The sequence below is a fragment of the Streptomyces sp. NBC_00984 genome, from assembly GCF_045162475.1.
GTDB lineage: Bacteria > Actinomycetota > Actinomycetes > Streptomycetales > Streptomycetaceae > Streptomyces.
Window position 1 is genome coordinate 2,098,032 of the sequence record NZ_CP108734.1, and the last position, 20,512, is coordinate 2,118,543.

At 71.6% G+C, this 20,512-nt stretch carries 18 protein-coding genes; 8 read left to right on the forward strand and 10 right to left on the reverse strand.

Annotation, left to right across the window (positions count from 1 at the left end; genetic code table 11):
- Positions 1–77: 77 nt before the first annotated feature.
- From mnhG to OG520_RS09080, 6 genes are read right to left on the reverse strand one after another with little or no spacing between them, the layout of a single operon-like run.
- Positions 78–431, reverse strand: a complete 354-nt coding sequence (gene mnhG / locus OG520_RS09055; RefSeq protein ID WP_399332793.1) for a monovalent cation/H(+) antiporter subunit G — start codon at positions 429–431, stop codon at positions 78–80.
- A complete protein-coding gene (locus tag OG520_RS09060; RefSeq protein WP_399332795.1) occupies positions 428–766 on the reverse strand; it encodes a monovalent cation/H+ antiporter complex subunit F in 339 nt (112 codons plus the stop codon). Before OG520_RS09060 ends, mnhG begins: the two co-directional genes overlap by 4 nt.
- Positions 763–1,392, reverse strand: a complete 630-nt coding sequence (locus tag OG520_RS09065) for a Na+/H+ antiporter subunit E (RefSeq protein WP_406012831.1) — start codon at positions 1,390–1,392, stop codon at positions 763–765. The genes OG520_RS09060 and OG520_RS09065 overlap by 4 nt, the downstream gene beginning before the upstream one ends.
- Entirely contained in the window at positions 1,389–3,044 is a 1,656-nt protein-coding gene (locus OG520_RS09070) for a Na+/H+ antiporter subunit D (protein WP_406012832.1), read from the reverse strand. The genes OG520_RS09065 and OG520_RS09070 overlap by 4 nt, the downstream gene beginning before the upstream one ends.
- Positions 3,041–3,643, reverse strand: coding sequence for a Na(+)/H(+) antiporter subunit C (locus tag OG520_RS09075; RefSeq protein WP_406012833.1), 603 nt, complete (start codon positions 3,641–3,643; stop codon positions 3,041–3,043). Before OG520_RS09075 ends, OG520_RS09070 begins: the two co-directional genes overlap by 4 nt.
- Positions 3,640–6,564 (reverse strand): Na+/H+ antiporter subunit A, encoded by a 2,925-nt coding sequence (locus OG520_RS09080; RefSeq protein ID WP_406012834.1) that lies wholly within the window; start codon positions 6,562–6,564, stop codon positions 3,640–3,642. Before OG520_RS09080 ends, OG520_RS09075 begins: the two co-directional genes overlap by 4 nt.
- Positions 6,565–6,973: 409 nt before the next feature.
- On the opposite strand from OG520_RS09080, the gene OG520_RS09085 reads away from it, so the two are divergent.
- The 5 genes from OG520_RS09085 to OG520_RS09105 all read left to right on the forward strand — a co-directional run bounded on the left by OG520_RS09085 (position 6,974) and on the right by OG520_RS09105 (position 12,578).
- Complete coding sequence (locus OG520_RS09085; protein ID WP_406012835.1) at positions 6,974–9,844, forward strand: nitrate- and nitrite sensing domain-containing protein; 2,871 nt, start codon at positions 6,974–6,976, stop codon at positions 9,842–9,844.
- On the forward strand, positions 9,841–10,278 hold the full coding sequence (locus OG520_RS09090) for a roadblock/LC7 domain-containing protein (RefSeq protein WP_266428153.1): 438 nt from the start codon (positions 9,841–9,843) through the stop codon (positions 10,276–10,278). The genes OG520_RS09085 and OG520_RS09090 overlap by 4 nt, the downstream gene beginning before the upstream one ends.
- On the forward strand, positions 10,275–10,679 hold the full coding sequence (locus OG520_RS09095; protein WP_389979457.1) for a DUF742 domain-containing protein: 405 nt from the start codon (positions 10,275–10,277) through the stop codon (positions 10,677–10,679). Before OG520_RS09090 ends, OG520_RS09095 begins: the two co-directional genes overlap by 4 nt.
- 6 nt (positions 10,680–10,685) lie before the next feature.
- Positions 10,686–11,255 (forward strand): ATP/GTP-binding protein, encoded by a 570-nt coding sequence (locus OG520_RS09100; RefSeq protein WP_266428150.1) that lies wholly within the window; start codon positions 10,686–10,688, stop codon positions 11,253–11,255.
- Positions 11,256–11,444: 189 nt separating this feature from the next.
- Complete coding sequence (locus OG520_RS09105; RefSeq protein WP_406012836.1) at positions 11,445–12,578, forward strand: FAD-dependent monooxygenase; 1,134 nt, start codon at positions 11,445–11,447, stop codon at positions 12,576–12,578.
- A gap of 77 nt (positions 12,579–12,655) precedes the next feature.
- Here the strand turns inward: OG520_RS09105 and OG520_RS09110 are convergent, their stop codons facing one another.
- Together OG520_RS09110 and OG520_RS09115 are read right to left on the reverse strand one after the other, a co-directional pair.
- Complete coding sequence (locus OG520_RS09110) at positions 12,656–13,057, reverse strand: RidA family protein (protein ID WP_266428143.1); 402 nt, start codon at positions 13,055–13,057, stop codon at positions 12,656–12,658.
- Positions 13,054–14,181 carry an acyl-CoA dehydrogenase family protein gene (locus OG520_RS09115; RefSeq protein ID WP_406012837.1) on the reverse strand — a complete coding sequence of 376 codons (1,128 nt, stop codon included), beginning with the start codon at positions 14,179–14,181 and terminating at the stop codon, positions 13,054–13,056. Before OG520_RS09115 ends, OG520_RS09110 begins: the two co-directional genes overlap by 4 nt.
- Positions 14,182–14,375: 194 nt before the next feature.
- Between OG520_RS09115 and OG520_RS09120 the strand changes: the two genes are divergently transcribed.
- The 3 genes from OG520_RS09120 to OG520_RS09130 are packed head-to-tail and all read left to right on the forward strand — an operon-like array spanning position 14,376 to position 17,275.
- Complete coding sequence (locus OG520_RS09120) at positions 14,376–15,977, forward strand: AMP-binding protein (RefSeq protein WP_406012838.1); 1,602 nt, start codon at positions 14,376–14,378, stop codon at positions 15,975–15,977.
- 48 nt (positions 15,978–16,025) lie between these two features.
- Positions 16,026–16,847 carry a GNAT family N-acetyltransferase gene (locus OG520_RS09125; protein WP_406012839.1) on the forward strand — a complete coding sequence of 274 codons (822 nt, stop codon included), beginning with the start codon at positions 16,026–16,028 and terminating at the stop codon, positions 16,845–16,847.
- Entirely contained in the window at positions 16,844–17,275 is a 432-nt protein-coding gene (locus OG520_RS09130; protein WP_406012840.1) for a hypothetical protein, read from the forward strand. The genes OG520_RS09125 and OG520_RS09130 overlap by 4 nt, the downstream gene beginning before the upstream one ends.
- Here OG520_RS09130 and OG520_RS09135 read toward each other — a convergent pair.
- Both OG520_RS09135 and OG520_RS09140 read right to left on the reverse strand, forming a co-directional pair.
- On the reverse strand, positions 17,262–19,574 hold the full coding sequence (locus OG520_RS09135) for a bifunctional salicylyl-CoA 5-hydroxylase/oxidoreductase (RefSeq protein ID WP_406012841.1): 2,313 nt from the start codon (positions 19,572–19,574) through the stop codon (positions 17,262–17,264). The two genes, OG520_RS09130 and OG520_RS09135, sit on opposite strands and share 14 nt — an antisense overlap.
- 2 nt (positions 19,575–19,576) lie before the next feature.
- The gene (locus OG520_RS09140; RefSeq protein WP_385328207.1) at positions 19,577–20,404 is read right to left on the reverse strand and encodes an enoyl-CoA hydratase family protein; all 828 of its coding nucleotides are present in this window, start codon (positions 20,402–20,404) and stop codon (positions 19,577–19,579) included.
- Positions 20,405–20,512 lie beyond the last annotated feature (108 nt).

Genomic DNA, 20,512 nt, shown 5'->3' on the forward strand with positions numbered 1-20,512 from the left:
CCTGAAAGCGGGTGCGCGAATAGTCCTCGGTACCTCCAGCCTACTCCTGACCTGGGGCTTCCGGTCCGTGATGCCGGTCAGTTCTCCTCGGTCAACTGCTCGTCCAATTCGTCGAAGAGCAGCTCGCCGTGGTCGATCTGGCCGGTCCGGTAGGCGGTTCGGGCCACCAGGTGGGCGGCGACGGGGCCGGTCATCAGCTGGAAGAAGCCGATCAGCGCGAGGGTGGCGAGATCCATGCCGCTGCGCAGTCGCAGGGCGACCCCGGCGAGGACCAGGAGCATGCCGAGGGTCTGCGGTTTGGTGGCGGCATGGCTGCGGGAGAGCACATCGGGCAGCCGCAGCATCCCGATCACACCGAGCAGGCAGATGCCCGCGCCGATGAGGACCAGGACCGCGCCCGCCATGTCGAGGATCTGGAGCCAGGTGCTCACCGCGACAACCCCTCGGAGCTGTCGGGCCCGTCCCCGTTCGCGCCGTGTCGGGGCGGCCGGTCTCGTACGGCGATGAAGCGGGCGATGCCGACCGACCCGGTGAACCCGAGGAACGCCAGCACCAGCATGATCGGGAAGTAGAACGAGTCGCGCGCGAAGGCGGACTTGGCGCCGAGGCCCGCGATGATGAGGGCGGCGCACACGTCCAGCGAGATGGCCCGGTCCAGCATGGAGGGGCCTCGCCGGATCCGGGCCAGGAGCCCCGCTCCGGCGACGACGATCACCACGACGGCCGCGGTGAGCAGCGCCCGGTCGACGGTCTCCGGCACGCTCATGCGTCGCCCTCCCTGTCGGGTGGTGTGGCCGAGGGTGGTGGTCCGGCGACGCGGGCGATCTCGTCCGGGGTGCCGAAGGCCCGTACGGTCAGCCGTTCGAGGCGCCAGACGGAGCGGCGTGCCGCGTCGAGTACGGCGGGCCTGTCCGCGTCGAGGACGTGCAGGAAGACGGTGGCCGTGGCGCGGCGTACCTCGACGACCGATCCGCCGGGCACGTTGGACACGGCGACGGCGGTGGCCGCGAGCATCAGGTCGGAACGGCAGCGCAGCGGTACCGCGATGACGGCGGCCCGGTGCGGGTGGTCGACGAAGATCTGCCGGGTGACGCGTACGCCCGAGGTGTACATGTCGTAGAGCAGGTACCCGGCGAGCATCAGGATTCCCCAGGGGTGGAGGCGGAGCCCGAGGTCGACACGGGGCAGCGGGAAGGCCAGGCAGACGGCCACCGCGACGACCGCGCCGGTGAGCACATTGGCCAGGTTCGGGCTGGACCAGAGCAGCACCCAGATGAGGGTGAGCCAGGCGATCAGCGGGAGGTCGAGCACGCGTCGTCGCCGCCCGCCGAACTCGCAGCTGAAGGGCGGCAGGTCCTTGTTCCGGAAGGACAGCGTGATCAGGCGTTTCACCGGCCGAGCACCGCCTGGACGTAGGGGGCCCGCGCGACGAGTTCGGCGGCGGCGCGGTCGGTGTAGGAGGTCAGTGGTCCCGCGAACACGGTGAAGGCGAGGCCGAGCGCGACGGCCGCGGCGGTGGCCGCGGTCATCGGCCGCGGCAGTTTCGTGGTGGTGGTGACGGCGTGTCCGTGCAGGGTGGCCGCGACCGCGCGCCCGGCGGGCTGATGGCGGGGGTGGACCGGTTCGTCGCCGGTTCCGGGGATGCGGTCGGGGCCCTCGTCGGCATCGTCGTCCTCCTCGTCGGAGTCGGACTCCAGGACGGTGCCGTCGGCGGCCTGTCCGGGGGGTGCGGCCCGCCAGAACGCCAGGTTCCAGACCTTGGCCACCACGTACAGGGTGAGGAGGCTGGCCACCGCCGACCCGGTGACGAGGATCCATGCCCAGGCGCTGCCGTCGGCGACCCCGGCCCGCATCAGCCCGAGCTTGCCGATGAAGCCGGACAGCGGCGGGATGCCGGCCAGGTTCATGGCGGGTACGAAGAAGAGGACGGCGAGCAGCGGGGCGGCCTTGGCGAGGCCGCCGATCCGGGTGAGTTCGGTGGTGCCGCCCCGGCGTTCGATCAGCCCCGCCACCAGGAAGAGCGTGGTCTGGACGGTGATGTGGTGGGCGACGTAGACGATCGCGCCGCCGTACGCGTCCCGGGTGGCGAGGCCGATGCCGAAGACCATGTAGCCGATGTGGCTGATGAGGGTGAAGGAGAGCAGCCGTTTCAGGTCGGTCTGGGCCACGGCTCCGAGGATGCCGACGACCATCGAGGCGAGTGCGGCGGCCATCAGCAGATCGCCGAGCCGGTTGCCGGTGAACAGGAGTGTCTCCGTACGCAGCATGGAGTAGACGCCGACCTTGGTGAGCAGGCCGGCGAAGACGGCGGTGACCGGGGCGGGCGTGGTCGGGTAGGAGTCGGGGAGCCAGGCGGCGAGCGGGAAGACGGCGGCCTTGATGGCGAAGACGGTGAGCAGCATCGCCTGGATCGAAGTCTGGACGCCGAGCGGGAGTTCGGCGAGGCGGCCGGCCAGCTGGGCGAAGTTCGCGGTGCCGGTCGCCGCGTACGTCATGGCGATGGCGGTGAGGAACAGCATCGACGAGAACAGCGAGATGATCACGTAGGTGGAGCCCGCGCGGACGCGGGGTCCGGTGCCGCCGAGGGTGAGCAGCACGAAGCTGGCGACCAGCATGATCTCGAAGCCGACGTAGAGGTTGACCAGGTCGCCCGCGAGGAAGGTGCAGGAGACCCCGGCGACCAGGATCAGATAGGCGGGGTGGAAGACCGCCACGGGTGTCTCCTCGTCCCGGTCGGCCATGCCCTGGCCGAGGGAGTAGACCAGCACGCAGAGCGTGACGGCCGAGGAGACGGTCAGCATCAGTCCGGACAGCCGGTCGGCGACCAGGGTGATGCCGAGCGGCGGGGCGAAGTCGCCGAGGTGGACGGTGAGCGGGCCGCGGGTGTCGGCGACGATCATCAGGGTGAGGGAGAGCCCCAGTACGGCGGTGAGCACGGCGACGCTGATGAGGCGCTGGACCTGTTTGAGGCGGGTGCCGAAGGCGAGGCTCAGGCCGGTGGCGCAGAGCGGCAGCAGCACCGGCAGGGGGACGAGTGCGTTCATCCGGTGGCTCCCGGGTCGGCGTCGGGGTGGGCCTGCTGTGATGCGTAGTCCTCGGGGTCCGCGCCCAGTACGTCGTGCCAGAGGTCCCCGGTGGCGTCCCGGCCGCGGGCCTGCAGGGCGCGGTCGGCGCGCAGCCGGGCCCGCAGGCGGCGGCGCTCCTCTCGGTAGCGGGCGCGTTCCTCGTCCGTGACCTCGGCGGCGGCCCGGTAGCGCTCGCGCAGTTCGTCCCGCTCCCCCAGCACCTCGGAGCGCAGCGCGATGCGACGGTCCTCCAGGTCGTCGTGGACCTCGTCCGTGCCGGTCAGCTGGTGGCTGCGGTACGCCATGGCGAGGAGGAACGCCGTGGTGGCGAGGGTGATGACGATCGCGGTGAGCGCGATCGCCTGCGGCAGCGGGTCGGTGACCCGTCCCAGCGGGACGCCGTAGAGGAGCGGTTCCGCCCCGGCCCGTCCGCCGGCGGCGAGGACGAGCAGGTTGATGCCGTTGCCCGCGATCACCGCGCCGAGCAGGATGCGGGTGAGCGGCCGGGTGAGCATGAGGATGCCGCCGACCGCGCACAGCACCGCGGCGGTGGCCAGGAGGGAGACGCTGACGGTCATCCGGGGGTGCCCTCCGTGCCGGGTGCCGCGAGCGGTGGTGTGGCGTTGCTCGCCGCCGCCTTCTCGGCTGCCGCACGCTCGATCTGACGGTCGATCTTGGCGCCGAGCGCGCGCACGATGTCCAGCACCACGCCCAGGACCAGCAGGTAGACCCCGAAGTCGAAGAGGATGGGCGTACCGATGTGGTATTCGCCGATCAGGGGCAGCCGGCCGTGGTGGGTCCAGGCGTGCAGGACCGTTCCGTCGGCGAGGCCGAGCAGGGCGACGCCGGTGGAGACGAACAGCCCGAGGCCGGTGAAGAGACCGGGCTGCAAGGGGGCGGCCTCGGCCAGTTCGAACCGGCCGCCGGCCAGGTACCGGGTGATCAGGGCGAGTCCGGCGACGAGCCCGGCGACGAAGCCGCCGCCCGGCATGTTCTCGGCGCAGAACAGCAGATACAGCGAGAGCACCAGGACCGGGTGGAACAGCAGCCGGGCCACGACCTCGAAGACGACGGAGCGGTGTTCGGGCGCCAGCGTCGCGCCGGCCGCGAGCCAGCCGCGCTCCGGCGCCCCTTCGTCGCCCTGCGGAAGTCCCGTCATCCCGGGGGCGGTCAACGACCATGCGGTACGTCCGCCCGCCTCTTCGCGCAGCGACGATCCCTCGGTCCGGCGGTGCAGATAGATCAGGCTCGTGACGCCGACCGCCGCGGCGGCGAGCACCGCGGACTCCCCCATCGTGTCCCAGGCCCGCAGGTCGACGAGGATGGTGGCCACGACGTCCTTCAGTCCGTGGTGGGAGACCTCCGCCACCATGGCCGCGCCCGCCGAATCCGCCGTACGGGCCGCCGCCGCGACCCACACCACCACACCGAGCGTCGCCGCCGCGGCCAGCGCCACCGGGATGCGCACGGCACGTCGCCAGCTGCTGACCGACTCCTGGAAGTGCACCGGCATCCGCCGCAGCACCAGCACGAACACGATCATCGACACGGTCTCGACGCAGAACTGGGTGAGCGCCAGGTCCGGGCCGCCCTGGACGACGAAGAGCAGCGCCGCGCCGTATCCGGTCAGCCCGGCCAGGACCACGGCCTTCATCCGGCGTCGCACAGTGAGGCACAGAAGTGCGGCGGCGCAGGTCAGCACGGCGATGGCGCCCTGCAGAGGAGCGTCCCAGATCCTCGGGGCGGCGGCTGCGCGCCAGGGCCGGTCCACGCCGAGGACGGTGAGCTGACCGGCCAGCATCACGAGCAGGGTGGTGACGAGGTAGACGGAGAGCGAGCCGCGCTGGACGAAGCCGGTGAGCTGGAGGGAGAGCCGTTCCAGGCCGAGCAGCAGATGTCCGAAGACGCTGTCGGCGGTCGGCCAGGCGATCCGCCGGGAGAGCCGGGTCACGCCGGCGCGGCCCATGAAGAGCACCGCACCGCCCGCGATGGCGACGGCCGAGAGCAGCAGGGCCGTCCCGAAGCCGTGCCAGAACGCGAGGTGGTAGGGATGGGCGGACGGGGGGAACGCGTCCGCGTACGCGCTGAACAGCCGGTCGGTCCATCCGACGCCCGGCCCCAGCACCAGCCCGCAGAACGCGAGCAGGGCGGGCGGTGCGAGGAACGACCAGCCGACCCGGTGCACCGGGGTGTCCTCGACCCCGGGCTTGCGGACGAAGGCGCCCCAGACGAACCGCACGGTGTACGCAACGGTCAGTGCCGAGCCCGCGACCGTGACGCCCAGCGCCCAGCGGTCGGCGGCCGATCCGTGCAGCAACGCCTCGAAAGCGGCCTCCTTGGCGGCGAAGCCGAGCAGTGGGGGCAGGGCCGCCATGGAGGCGGCGGCGAGCACCGCGACCGCGCAGACGTGCGGCAGTGCCCGGCCGACGCCGGAGAGCCTGCGCAGATCGCGGGTGCCCGCCGCGTGGTCGACGATGCCGGTGACGAGGAACAGCGGGGCCTTGAACAGCGCGTGGCCCAGGATCATGACGGCGGCGGCCAGCGCGGTGTCCCGGCTGCCGGCCCCGGCGAGCAGGGTGAGGAAGCCGAGCTGGCTGACGGTGCCGTAGGCGAGGACCAGCTTGAGGTCGTTCAGGCGCAGCGCCCGCCAGCCGCCGAGCAGCATGGTCGCGGCGCCGAGGACGATCACGACGGGCCGCCAGACGGGCACGTCCGCGAAGCCGGGCGCGAGCCGCGCGACCAGGTAGACCCCGGCCTTCACCATCGCGGCGGCGTGCAGATAGGCGCTGACGGGGGTGGGCGCGGCCATGGCGTTCGGCAGCCAGAGGCTGAACGGCCAGATCGCCGACTTCGACAGGGCCCCGCACAGGATCAGCACCACGGCGACCGAGACGGCGAGGCTCGCCCCGGGCGGGTCGGCGAGGATGGCGGAGATCCGGTAGGTGCCCGCCGACTGACCGATGATCAGGAAGCCGACGAACATCGCGAGGCCGCCGAGAGTGGTCACGGTGAGCGCCTGGAGCGCGGAGCGGCGGCTGTGCTTCTGCTCGCTGTCGTACCCGATCAGCAGGTACGAGAAGACGGTGGTCAGTTCCCAGAACACATAGAGCGAGATCAGGTCGTCGGCGAGGACCAGGGCAAGCATGGCACCCGCGAACGCGAGGAGGTTCCCGGCGAAGCCGGCCAGTTGCGGGGTCTCGTCGGTGAAGTACGAGGAGCAGTACAGCAGGACGAGCGTGCCGATTCCGGCCGCGAGCAGCACCAACAGTTCGGCGAGCGCGTCGAGCCGCAGATCGACGGTGACGCCGTACGCCGGCATCCACTGCCACGACCAGGTGACCGAGCCGCCGGACGCCGCGGTGTCCCACTGTGTGGCGGCCCACACGGTGGCGGCGGCCGGCGGCAGCGCGAGCACGACGAAGGCGCGCCTGCCCAGCGCTCGTACCAGCGGGCGCGCGCAGGCGGCCAGGACGAAGTGGCAGACGATGAGCGCGGTCATACGGCCCCGGGGGGCGTCCCGCGCCCGCCCCGGTCGGGAATCCGGGGCCTGGGCGATACATCATGGACAAAGGGCACTGAATACAGATATATCCCCGACCGTGCTTCACCCGTACGGCGCGCCGCGCCCCGCTCGGCACGGTGGGTTCACCTGCGCTCGCCGCAGGGCGCGGGGGCGGTTCGGTGCCCACCGGTGACCTTCCTCGGTCGGTTCGTGGCTCCTTACGGACGCCTCAAGCGTCCCGCGCGATCACCCGGCCCGCTACTCGAACCGGCCCGAACCGGTTCGAACCGGTCACCTCCGGGACTCGGTGGCAGAGATGTAGTTGATCAGCGATGCGCTTGTGAGCCCACTTTCTTGCCATTCTTGCAATGCAACTAATATCAATGTGTCAAAGTTCTCAACTGATTTGACCAGTCGTGAGGCTGGCACCACCATCAAGGAGCACGCCCTGCGCACGCGCGCCTCACGGCGGACCGAGTCGACCACTATGTCGCTGCGGACAGCCCTGCTCATACTGGCCATCGTTCCCGGCGTCACACTGGCCGCCTTCTGGGCCGACACCAGTGGTCAGACCCTGTTGGACTTCCAGCGCCAGTCAGCCCAGGGACAGTTGGCCCAGAAGGCGGGTCAGCCCTCCAACATCGTGTATTACAATCTGCAGGAGGAGCGTCGACTCAGCGCCGAGGCGCTCGCCCGACACAAGGGCGCCACCGATGCGCTGCAGAAGCAGCGCAGGCTGACCGACAAGGCGATCGAGCGTTTCCAGTCGCTCTCCGATGTGGCGGCCGACGCCGCCCCCGCCGAGGTCCGTGACGCGGTCACCGGGGCCCGCAAGGAGATCAATCAACTGCCCGCCCAGCGCGCCCTCGTCAACGAGGGCGGCAACGACCAGCAGCAGGTCGTGTACGGCTACTACACGGACCTGATCGCGGTCGACCTCCAGCTCTTCACGGCGCTCAGCCATGTCGACAACGGCAGGATCACCACGCTCTCACAGCCGCTGGCCGACCTGTTCTGGACCAAGGAGATGATTTCCCGTTCGGATGCTCTGCTGGCGCGCGGCTGGTCGAAGGGGAAGCTGAGCACCGAGGATCTGAAGCAGGTTCGAGAGGCTGTTTCCGGCCAGTCGCTCCAGTACTCCACCAAGGTCGTCCCCTACCTGCCGCCGGACGAGAAGGCCGTGTGGGAGAAGATCACCCGCAGTCCGGCCTGGAAGACCAAGACGCGGGTGGAGAACGAGGTGCTGCGTCCGGCCGATGCCGACGCGGACGGGTTCGTCGCCATCGACGCCGAGGAGAAGGCCTGGCGCGGCGCGATGGACGAGGTCGGCCCGCAGATCGAGGAGCTGCTGGAGCACTCCACCGCTCTCGTGATCGAGGAGGGCGAAAGCAATGTGATGTCGCTGCTGTTCAAGATGGTGCTGACCACGGTGGTCAGCCTGGTCGCCGTGATCGCGGTCATCTGGACCACCTGGCGCCTCACCCGTAACCTCCGCCGCCGGATCGGCAGCCTGCAGGAGCGGGCCGAGGAGCTGGAGAAGGCCCTGCCCGATGTCGTCGAGCGCCTCGGACAGGGGGAGCGCATCGATGTCGAGGCCGAGGCCCGCGCCATCGAGCACGACAGCAAGGGCGGCAAGACCGACGAGCTGAGCCGGCTCGGCGACGCGCTCAATCTGGCGCGCACCAGTGCGCTGGTGGCGGCCGTCAAACAGGCCGATCAGCAACGCGGCTTCGAGCGGCTGCTCCAGCGCATCGCGCGCCGCACCCAGCAGTTGATCGGTCAGCAGCTCAAGAAGCTGGACGAGCTGGAGCGCAAGCACGAGGACCCTGAGGTGCTGGACGGCCTCTTCGACCTCGACCACCTCACCGCCCGACTGCGGCGGTACGAGGAGAACCTGGTGATTCTCGCGGGCGGTTCCCCGCACCGGCGCTGGCGCAAGCCGGTTCCACTGCTGGACGTGATGCGTTCCGCCCAGGGCGAAGTACAGGACTACCGGCGTGTGGTGCTGGATCTCGACGGCAGCCCCTGGCTGTCGGAGCGGGCCGTAGGCCCGCTCTCCCATGTGCTCGCCGAGCTCATCGAGAACGCGCTGAGCTTCTCCCGGCCGCCGAGCCCGGTGGAGGTCAGGGCCGCCAAGGTGAGCCGCGGTCTGGTCATCGAGGTCGAGGACCGTGGCCTCGGGATGGAGGAGGATCAGCTGGCCGCTGCCAACGAGCTGATGGTCCGGCCGCCCCGGATGGACATGCTCGCCCACTCCGACGACATCCGTCTCGGTCTCTACGTGATCGCACGGCTCGCGGTCCAGCACGACCTGCGGGTGGAGTTCCGCTCCTCGGCGTACGGCGGTACCCGGGTGGTCGTGCTCGTCCCCGACGAGCTCACCGTCTCCGCACCGCAGACCGGTCCGGTCGGTGTGCCGTCTCCCGCTGCTACCGCCCCCGCCGCGCCCGCCGCCCCCGCCGCCCCCGCGGCCGACGGTGCACTGCCCACCCGCATCCAGGGTCAGGCACTGGCCGGAGTCACCGCGCTGAACACGGCAGGCGCGCCCTACTCCGCCCCGGAGCAGCCGTACTCGGCGCCGGAGCAGGAAGAGCAGCGGTACCAGGCGTCCGAGGACGCGTTCACGGACAGCCAGGAACAGCCCTACGCGGCACCGGAGAACACGATTCCGGTGTGGGCCGAGCCCTATGGGGCGCCTACGAGCCCGTACGCCACGCACGAGGCCCCGTACGGCCCGCCCGAGCAGCCGTACATGACGGCCGCCGGCCAGTACCCCGTGGACCAGCCGCCGTACGCGACGACCGATGAGCCGTACCCGGCCCCGCAGCAGCCTTACGCCGCCCCGTACCCCTCCGACGTCGAGGCGGACCGTCCCGGCCTCCCGATCCCCGGGCCCCGGCACTCTGGACCGGACACCGCCCGCCCCGCGCAGCTGCCGGTGTCCGTACCCGACCACTCGGCCCCGCCGGAGCCGGACGCCGCCCGCACGGAGAACCGGTCCGACCGGCCCGCCCTCCCCGCGCCCGGCACGGAGCCCCCGCTGCCGCGCCGGGTGCGGCAGGCCAGCCTGGCAGACGAACTGCGGGGCGACCCGGCCGCCCGGTCCGCCGAGCCCAAGCCGGCGAGCCGGTACGAGAAACCGCTGCTGCGACCAGCCCCGCAACGGGCCGGCGCCGCGATCGGGGCGTTCCAGCGTCGGTCCCGCGCAGCCCGCGCGACCGACGAGCCGCCGACACAGCCCGCCACCCCCCTCCCCACGAGAGAAGAACGGTCATGACACGCACAACTGCAACCCATCAGGATCTCGACTGGCTGCTCGACGGCCTGGTGGACTCGGTGGCCGAGACCCGGAACGCCATCCTGCTCTCCGACGACGGTCTGGTGGTGAGTCATTCGCGCACCATCGAGCGTGCAGACGCCGAGCGGCTGGCCGCCATCTGCACCGGCCAGCAGAGCCTGGCGCGCGGCGTCGGCCAGCTCTTCGACGGCGGCAGCGTGCACCAGGTCATCGTCGAGCTGAACGACCTCTGGCTCTTCATCATCGCGGCCGCCCAGGGCACCCACCTGGCCGTGATCGCCTCCCAGGAGGTGGATGCCGAGATCATGTCGCTCGCCATGCACAACCTCGTGCAGCAGGTCGGCCAGAAGCTCGGCACCCCGGCCCGCGGTGAGTTCGACGCCTTCGGCACCGGAGACGGACAGCGCGCGTGACCCCGTACTGGGAGGAGGAAGAGGAGGAGGACGGGGCGGGCACGATGGTGCGCCCGTACACCATCACCCGCGGCCGGACCGCTCCCGAGCGGGACGACTTCACCCTCATCACCGTGCTCACGACCGCGCAGGACCCACGGGACGAGCACGGTGCGCCGATCCTGCCGGGGAAGCTCCAGCCTGAGCACCGGCTGATCCTGGAGCGCTGCCGCCGCCCGTCCGCGGTCGCCGAGGTCTCGTGCGACCTCGGCCTCCCGGTGTCGGTGACCAAGATCCTGCTGGCCGACCTCGTCGCCCCGGGCCTGCTGCTGGCCCGTGCCCCGCTCTCGGTGGCGCGTGTGGCCGGCGGGGTCGACATGGGCCTGCTGGCCACCGTTCGTGACGGACTCCGGAGACTCTGAACCAAGATGACAAGCAGTCAGGCGGCTTCCGCCGCCGTCAAGATCCTCATCGCCGGAGGTTTCGGCGTCGGCAAGACCACCATGGTGGGCGCGGTCAGCGAGGTCGCCCCGCTGCGCACCGAGGAGTACCTGACCAAGGCCAGCATCGGTGTCGACGACCTCGCCGGTATCGGCGACAAGGACACCACCACCGTGGCCCTGGACTTCGGGCGGATCACGGTCAGTTCCGAGCTGGTGGTCTACCTCTTCGGCACCCCCGGCCAGGAACGCTTCTGGTTCATGTGGAACGACCTGGTCAACGGGGCGCTCGGCGGTGTCGTGATCGCCGACACCCGCAGGCTGGAGACGAGTTTCGCCTCGATCGACTTCTTCGAGAGCCGGGACATCCCGTTCGTGGTCGCGATCAACTGCTTCCACGGCCACAACACCCGTACGCCGGACGAGATCAGGACAGCTCTCGACCTCGATCCGCATGTTCCGCTGCTGATCGGCGATGTCCGTGAGCGGCCGTTCGGCCGGGACGTGCTGCTGGCCCTGGTGGACCACCTGATGAGCCTGCCCGTCGCGGCCGGCTGACCGTTCGGTTCCCCCTCGGACCGACCGGCAAATAGGGGGCGGCGTCGCGGGGCTGGGCACGCACATCTGCGCGGCGTTGTCGTCGGTCGACAGTGCTCCGCGTTGCAACTGCACGCACCCAGCCCCGCTCCTTCTCCCACTCCCCATTTTCCGGTCGGTCCTACTTCTCCCACTCTGGAGACACCTGAGATGGCAACACCCCTGCGCGTCCTGATTCACGGCGGCGGCATCGGCGGGCTCACCCTCGCCACCGCACTGGCCCGGCGCGGTCACACCGTCGAGGTCGCCGAGCTCCGTGACGAGCTGGACGCGCTCGGCGTCGGCATCATCCAGCCGTCCAACGCCCTCCACGTCATGCGGGAGATCGGGGCCCTCGACGACTGCCTGGAGGCGGGCTTCGAGTGGGAGATCCTGACCATCGCCGACCCGGCCGGCAACACGCTCGCCGAGATACCCCAGCCGCGGATGGGCGACGCCCCCTCGAACAACGGCATCCCGCGCCCCGCCCTCGCCCGGGTGCTGAACTCCGCCGCCGTCGGCGCGGGTGTGAAGATCCGCTTCGGCACCACGATCACCGAACTGACCGACGACGGCTCCGGCGTGGACGTCACCCTGTCCGACGGCTCCTCGGGCCGCTGGGACCTGGTGGTCGGCTTCGACGGCATCGGTTCGCCGCTGCGCACCCGGCTCTACGGGGACCGCTACACCCCCGAGTACACCGGCTTCGCGAACTGGCGGGTGACGGTGCCCCGCCAGCCCCAGGTGCGGGGCGTGGTGATGGGCACCGCGGGCAAGGAGGCCAAGGCGCTGCTCACCCCGATCACCGAGGAACTGATGTACCTGGGTGCGGTGTTCGCGGAGTCCGAGGACTTCCGGCCGGACCCGGAGCGGGCCCATGAGCAGCTCACGGAGCGGCTGGCGATGTTCTCCGGACCGGTCGCCGAGGCGCTCGCCACCGTCACCGACCCGGCCTCGGTGGTGTACTCACGGATCTCCCAGGTGACGGTCCAGGAGCCGTGGCACGTCGGCCGGGTCGTCCTGGCCGGTGACGCCGCGCACGCCTCCACCCCGCACATCGCGCAGGGCGCGGCGATGGCCGTCGAGGACGCGCTGGTGCTCGCCGAGTCGCTGGACACCGAGGCCGGTGTGGCCGCGGCCCTCGACGCGTGGGAGGCACGCCGCCGTCCGCGCGCCATGTGGGTGCAGGCCATGTCACGGGCGGTGCTCAAGCAGGAGACAGGCACCGGGACCACGCCCGAGGAGGACGAGCTGCTGAAGGTCGGCATTCCGGGCGCGGCGCACGTGCTGGTGAAGCCGTACTGACCGGCAGAGGCCAGCACCGACCGCGCTGATGCGCCGATTGCCGTACGGGCCCGGGTCAACGGGCCCGTACGGTGCGTTCAGGGCAGTACCGCCACTCCGTCGATCTCCACCAGGGCCTGCTCGTCCCAGAGCCTGGCCACCCCGATGACCGCCATCGCCGGATAGTCGCGGCCTGCCAACTGCCGCCAGATCCGTCCCAGTTCGGCGGCCCGTTCGCGGTAGTCGGCCACATCGGTGGCGTACACGGTGACCCGGGCGAGGTCCGCGGGAGCGCCGCCCGCCGCGCGCAGCGCGGTGAGCAGATTGGTGAGCGCCGTCGCGAACTGATCGGGCAGATCGTCACCGACGACCTTGCCGTCCTGGTCGAGGGCGGTCTGCCCGGCCAGGAAGACCAGTTGGCCGCCGGTGACCGTGACGGCGTGCGAGAAGCCCGTGGGCGGGGACAGCTCGACGGGGTTGATCCGGTGGACCGGACTCATACGGACGCCTCCCGGCTCGCGTACAGCTCCTTGGCGATGATCGTGCGCTGGACCTCGCTGGCACCCTCGTAGATCCGTGGCGCGCGGACCTCCCGGTAGAGGTGTTCGAGGAGGTGGCCGCGGCGCAGGGCTCGGGCGCCGTGCAGTTGGACGGCGGTGTCGACGACGTACTGCGCGGTCTCGGTGGCGTACAGCTTCGCCATGGCGGCCCGGCGCGGCACGCCGGACTCCCCCGCGTCGTACGCGGCGGCGGCCGCGTACACCAGGAGCCGGGCGGCCTCGGTGCGGGTCGCCATTTCGGCGACCTGGTGGGAGACCGCCTGGAGGTCCTTCAGCGGGCCGCCGAACGCGGTGCGGTGGGCGGTGTGTTCCACCGTGGCGTCGAGGGCGGCGCGGGCCATGCCGACGGCGAACGCGCCGACGCTGGGGCGGAACAGGTTGAGGGTGTCCATGGCCACCCGGAAGCCCCGGTCCGGTTCGCCGAGGACGTCGTCGGGGGTGACCGGGACACCGTCGAAGTCCAGGGCCCCGATGGGATGCGGCGAGAGCATGTCGAGGGCGGTACCGGTCAGTCCGGGGCGGTCGGCGGGGACCAGGAACGCGGTGACGCCGCGGGAGCCGGCGCCCTGGGTCGTGCGGGCGAACACGGTGTAGAAGTCGGCCTCGGGCGCGTTGGAGATCCAGCACTTCTCGCCGGTCAGCCGCCAGCCGCCCGGGGTGTGTTCGGCGTTCAGGGCGAGGGCCGCCGCGTCGGAGCCCGCGCCCGGCTCGCTGAGCGCGAAGGCGGCGACGGCGCGGCCCGCGCACACCTCGGGGAGCCAGCGTTCGCGGTGGGCCGGGGTGCCCGAACGGACCAGGGGGTGGGTGCCGAGGCCCTGGAGGGCCAGCGCGGTCTCGGCCTCCGTGCAGCCGCGGGCCAGGGACTCGCGGAGCAGGCAGAGGTCGAGGGCGCCGGAGTTCAGCATCCGGTCGAGGAGGCCCGATTCGCCGAGTGCGGCGATCAGCGGCCGGTTGACATGGCCGGGGTCGCCCTTCTCGGCGAGGGGGCGCAGTTGCTGCTCGGTAAGGGTCCTCAGCTCTTCACACCAGGCGGTTTGTGCCGGATCGAGCGAGAATGCCGTCATACCGGCGCCTCTCTTGTCGCGTCTGCCCGTTTTCCCGTGCCCGTTCTTCGCATCAGTACTCCGGTCTGTCGTCCCGTCCGTTTCCGTGCTCGTCTTCCCGCCCGCTCGTTTTCCAGTCCACTCGCCTTATCGCGGACCGTTGACTACCGTCACCCAAACGATACGCTCCAGAGGCGACAAGGGGGCGATCCGCCATGGACCCGAAGACCTCAGCGCACCTCGACACCTTCGCCAGGGAGCACCTGCCACCCCAGGACGAGTGGCCGGAACTGCTCTTCGACCTTCCCGAACTGCGCTATCCGGACCGCCTCAACTGCGCGGCGGAACTGCTGGACCGCACGGCCGACCGCTTCGGCCCCGACCGCCCCGCCTTCCGCACCTCCGACGGCGCGGTCTGGAGCTACGGGGAGCTGCGGGAGCGGGTGGACCGGATCGCCCATGTCCTCACCTCCGACCTGGGGGTCGTCCCCGGCAACCGCGTCCTGCTGCGCGGCCCCACCACACCCCGTCTGGCCGCCTGCTGGCTCGCGGTGCTGAAGGCCGGCGCCATCGCCGTCACGGTGCTGGACCGGCAGCGGCCCGCCGAACTCTCCACCATCTGCTCCATCGCCCGGGTGAGTCACGCACTGTGCGACGTCCGGGCGGTCGACGACCTGGTGAAGGCCGAGGTGCCGGGGCTGCGGATCACGGTGTACGGAGGTGACGCCCCGGACGATCTGCTGCGCCTGGCCGAGGCCAGGACCGGGCCGTACCGCGCCGTGGACACGGCGGCGGACGATGTCGCGCTGATCGCGTTCACCTCGGGCACCACCGGACGCCCGAAGGGCTGTATGCACTTCCACCGGGATGTGCTCGCCATCGCCGACACCTTCTCGGCCCAGGTGCTCCGGCCCACTCCCGACGACGTGTTCGCGGGCAGTCCGCCGCTCGGCTTCACCTTCGGGCTCGGCGGACTGGTGGTCTTCCCGCTGCGGGCCGGGGCCAGTGCCCTGCTGCTCGAACAGTCCGGCCCGGCGCAGTTGCTGCCCGCGCTCGCCACGCACCGGGTCTCGGTGCTGTTCACCGCGCCGACCGCGTACCGCGTGATGCTCGACCGCATCGACGACCACGATCTCGGCGCGCTGCGACGCTGCGTCTCGGCCGGGGAGAACCTTCCGGTGGCCACCTGGCACGCGTGGCACGAGCGGACGGGGCTGCGCATCATCAACGGCATCGGCGCCACCGAGCTGCTGCACATCTTCGTCTCGGCCGCCGACGACGCGATCCGCCCCGGCACCACCGGAGTCCCCGTGCCCGGCTGGCAGGCCCGGGTGCTGGACCGCGAGGGCCGGCCGGTGCCGGACGGGGAACCCGGGCTCCTCGCCGTACGCGGCCCGGTCGGCTGCCGCTATCTCGCCGACGAGCGCCAGCGGGACTACGTGGCGCACGGCTGGAACCTCACCGGCGACACCTATGTGCGCGAAGCGGACGGCTACTTCCGCTACGTGGCCCGCGCCGACGACATGATCATCTCCTCCGGCTACAACATCGCGGGCCCCGAGGTCGAGGATGCCCTGCTGCACCACCCCTCGGTGGCCGAGGCGGCCGTGGTGGGCCGGGCGGACGAGCTGCGCGGCCAGATCGTGGTGGCGTACGTGGTGCTGCGCGAGGGCGCGGTGACGTCGGCCGACGAACTGCGCGCCCACGTGAAGAGCGAGCTGGCCCCGCACAAGTGCCCGCGCGTCATCGAGTTCCTGCCCGCTCTCCCCCGTACCGCCACCGGCAAGCTCCAGCGTTTCCGGTTGCGGGAGGGCTGAACCGGAAATGCGGGTGCCGCGCTCCCCGCGCACCCGGCAGGATGAACCATGCCCTGGACCTTCACCGATGACGTCGATGCCTTCCTCGACGCGGCCGGCGCCTCGCTGGCCGCCCGGCCCGCCGAGAACACCCTGATCCTGACCGTCACCGAAACCCTGCGACGGCACGGCCCGCACGCCTACGGCGACGCCGCCCCGCTGCTCGGCTGGTGGCGCGGGGCGGACGGCGAGGTCGCGGGAACGCTGGTGCAGACCCCGCCGTACCCGCCCATGCTGGGATCCGTCGACCCGGCGGCGGTCGGTCCGCTGGCTGCCGCGCTCCCGCTGACCCGGATCAACGCGGACCGGGCCGCCGCCGAACGGATCGCCGCCACCTGGCCCGGTCACCGGGTCGACCAGGAGCAGCGGCTCTACCGGCTGGCGACGCTGATCCCGCCCTCCCCGGCCCCTGCCGGACGGCCCAGGGCCGCGGTCGTCGCCGACCGGGAGCTGCTGGTGCGCTGGGTCCGCGACTTCGCCGACGGGACCGGCCAGCCCGGCACCCACGCCGAGCGGCTGGTGGACGAGCGCATCGCGTCCGGCGGGCTGACGCTCTGGGAGGACGACGGCGTCCCGGTGTCGATGGCGGGGGTCTCGCCACGGATCGCCGGCATGGTCCGGGTCGCCGCGGTCTACACCCCGCCGGAGCACCGCGGCCGGGGCTACGCGGCCGGGGTGACGGCGGAGATCAGCCGGGCGGCGAGGCAGGCCGGTGCGCAGGAGGTGCTGCTCTTCACCGACCTCGCGAACCCCACCAGCAACGGCGTGTACCGGCGCATCGGCTACCGGCCGGTCTCGGACCGGCTGCTGATCAGCACGGCGGAGCAGTGAGCGGGCCGCCGGAACCCGTCTGGCTGGTCGCCGCGAACGTGGTGCTGTGGCGGCGGTACGGGGACCTCGGCCAGGAGCTGCGCCCCGGCACGAAGGCGTACCGGGGCGGGGCGAAGGTGTACGTCGTCGACACCTACCCGGGCATGGGGCACCAGCAGCTGACCACGGTGGGGCACGGGCGGCACACCGGTCGCTGGATCACCATCGACACGGGGACCCGCCATCTGCACACCTTCCGGGCGCGGTTGGTGTACGTCCCGGCCGTGCTGAAGCGGTGTGCCGGTCCGGGCGCTGCGACAAGGGAGGAGGCCGAGGAACTGGCCGCGCTGCTGGAGCGGGTCGCCCGCGAGGAGCGGCGCGCCCACCACGGGGCACCGTGCCCGGACCGGTGCCGGTGCCACGAGTGCCTGCCCGTCACCCCAGGGTGAGCCGGGGCTTCGGTGCGTCCGTGCGGCCCGTCGGCGGGGTGCGGCTGCCCGCGCGGTACGGCAGCGGCCAGGGCGCGCCGGGTCCGCCGTAGTCCTGCTCGACCGCCGCGTGCAGGGTCCAGTGCGGGTCGTAGAGGTGGGGGCGGGCCAGGGCGCAGAGGTCGGCGCGGCCCGCGAGCAGCAGGGAGTTGACGTCGTCCCAGGAGGAGATCGCACCGACCGCGATGACGGGCACGCACAGGGTGTTGCGGATCCGGTCCGCGTACGGGGTCTGGTACGAGCGGCCGTACTCGGGGCGCTCGTCGGGCACGACCTGGCCGGTGGAGACGTCGATGGCATCGGCCCCGTGGGCGACGAAGGCGCGGGCGATCTCGACGGCGTCCTCGGCCGTGGTGCCGCCCTCGGCCCAGTCCGTGGCGGAGATCCGGACGGTCATGGGCCGGTCGTCGGGCCAGTCGGCGCGGATGGCGTCGAAGACTTCGAGGGGGAAGCGGAGCCGGTTGTGCAGTGGTCCGCCGTACTCGTCGGTGCGCTGGTTGGTGAGCGGCGAGAGGAAGCCGGAGAGCAGGTAGCCGTGGGCGCAGTGGAGTTCGAGCAGGTCGAAGCCGCAGCGGTCGGCGCGCCGGGCCGCCGAGGCGAACTGTTCGCGCACGGCGTCGAGCCCGGCCCGGTCCAGGGCGTGCGGGACCTGGTTGACGCCGTCCGCGTACGGGATCGGGGAGGCGGCGGTGAGCGGCCAGTTGCCGTGGTCGAGGGGCTGGTCGATGCCCTCCCACATCAGTCTGGTGGAGCCCTTGCGCCCGGAGTGGCCGAGTTGCACGCCGATGGCCGTACCGGGCGCGCTGGTGTGGACGAAGTCGGTGATCCGGGTCCAGGCGGCGGCCTGTTCGGGGGTGTAGAGCCCGGTGCAGCCGGGGGTGATGCGGCCCTCGGCGCTGACGCACACCATCTCCGTCATGACGAGACCGGCGCCGCCGAGCGCGCGTGCGCCCAGGTGCACGAGGTGGAAGTCGCCCGGGACGCCGTCGACGGCCGAGTACATGTCCATGGGTGAGACGACGACGCGGTTGCGCAGTTCGAGGCCGCGCAGTCGCAGCGGGGTGAACATCGGCGGGACGCCCGGGGCGCAGCCGAACTCCTCCTCGACGGCGGCGGTGAAGGAGGCGTCGCGCAGCCGCAGATTGTCGTGGGTGACGCGGCGGCTGCGGGTGAGGAGGTTGAAGGCGAACTGGCGGGGCGGCTGGTCGACGTAGGTGGCGAGCTCCTCGAACCAGCGCAGACTGGCCGCGGCGGCCCGCTGGGTCGATTCGACGACCGGCCGGCGCTCGGCCTCGTACGCGGCCAGTGCGCCCGGCAGGTCGGGCTGTTCCTCGATGCAGGCGGCGAGGGCGAGGGCGTCCTCGACGGCGAGTTTGGTGCCGGAGCCGATGGAGAAGTGCGCGGTGTGGGCGGCGTCGCCGATGAGGACGGTGTTGCCGTGCGACCAGCGGTCGTTGACGACGGTGCGGAAGGTGAGCCAGGAGGAGTTGTTGGAGCGCAGTGGCCGGCCGCCGAGCGCCTCGGTGAAGATCTTGGCGCACCGCAGGGTCGAGTGCTCCGCGTCGCAGGTGTCGAATCCGGCGGCCCGCCAGACCTCCTCGCGCATCTCGACGATGACGGTGGAGGCATCGGCCGAGAAGGGGTAGCCGTGGAGCTGCATCACCCCGTACGCGGTCTCGGCGGTCTCGAAGCGGAAGGCGTCGAGGGCGAAGTCGGCGGCAAGCCAGATGTAGCGGCAGCGGTGGGTGGTGAGGCGGGGGCCGAAGGTGTCGGCGTGGGCGGTACGGGTGAGGCTGTGCACACCGTCGGCGGCGATCACCAGGTCGTGGGAGGCGGCCAGCTCGGCGGCCGGCGGTGCCTCGGTGCGGAAGCGGAGGCGTACGCCGAGGGATTCGCAGCGGTCGTGCAGGATCCGCAGCAGCCTGCGTCTGCCCAGCGCCGCGAAGCCGTGGCCGCCGGACGTCTGGGTGACGCCCCGGTGGACGATGTCGATGTCGTCCCACCGTACGAATTCGTCCTGGAGGGCCCGGTACACGACGGGGTCGGCGTGCTCGATGCCGCCGAGGGTCTCGTCGGAGAGGACGACGCCGAAGCCGAAGGTGTCCTCGGGGGCGTTGCGCTCCCAGACGGTGATCTCGCGCTCCGGGTCGAGCCGCTTGAGCAGGGCCGCGGCGTAGAGCCCGCCGGGCCCGCCGCCGATGACCGCGATGCGCTTCACGCCGGTCCGGGCCGCACCGGACGGGGCCGTTTCGGAGGGCATCGCTACCGGCCCCGCCACTTCGGTGGCCGCTTCTCGGTGAAGGCGGCATGGAATTCCGCGTAGTCCTCGCCGTGCATCAGCAGGGCCTGGGTGGCGGCGTCCATCTCGACCGCGGCGGCGAGCGGCATGTCGAGTTCGGCGGTGAGCAGGGCCTTGGTCTGGGCGAGGGCGAGGGCCGGTCCGTCGGCGAGGCGGCGGGCGAGCGCCGCCGCGCGTACATCGGCCCGGCCCTCTTCGGTCAGCTCGCTGATCAGTCCGATCCGTTCCGCTTCGGGTGCGCGGACCGGTTCGCCGAGCATCAGCAATCGGGTGGCATGGCCGAGGCCGACGACGCGCGGCAGCAGGTAGGCGGCGCCCATGTCGCCGCCGGAGAGGCCGACCTTGGTGAACAGGAAGGCGAAACGGGCCGACGGATCGGCGATCCGGAAGTCCGCGGCCAGCGCGAGCACCGCCCCGGCGCCCGCCGCCACCCCGTGTACGGCGGCGATGACGGGGAAGGGGGTTTCACGAAGGGCCCGCACCACCTGTCCGGTCATGCGATTGAAATCGAGGAGCTGGGCGGTGTCCATGGCGAGTGTCGCGCCGATGATGTCGTCGACGTCTCCGCCGGAGCAGAATCCGCGGCCCTCCCCCGCGAGCACCAGAGCGCGCACGCTGCGTTCGCGGGACAGTTCGGCAAGCAGGTCGCGCAGATCGGCGTAGGCGCCGAAGGTAAGCGCGTTGAGCTTCTCGGGCCGGGCGAGCGTGACGGTGGCAACCCCGTCGTCCGTCGTCAGCCGCAGATGGCGCCAGTCGTCCGTGTGCGGGGCGGAGCTGGGAAACGGGCTCATGGAGGGGGCTCCCCTTCAGCCGTCGGGCTGCTACCTGCACCCGAACTTATCACTCGTTCGTGACTTCCGTCACGAGCACGCGATAGGCGGAGCGTGAGAACGCAGTGA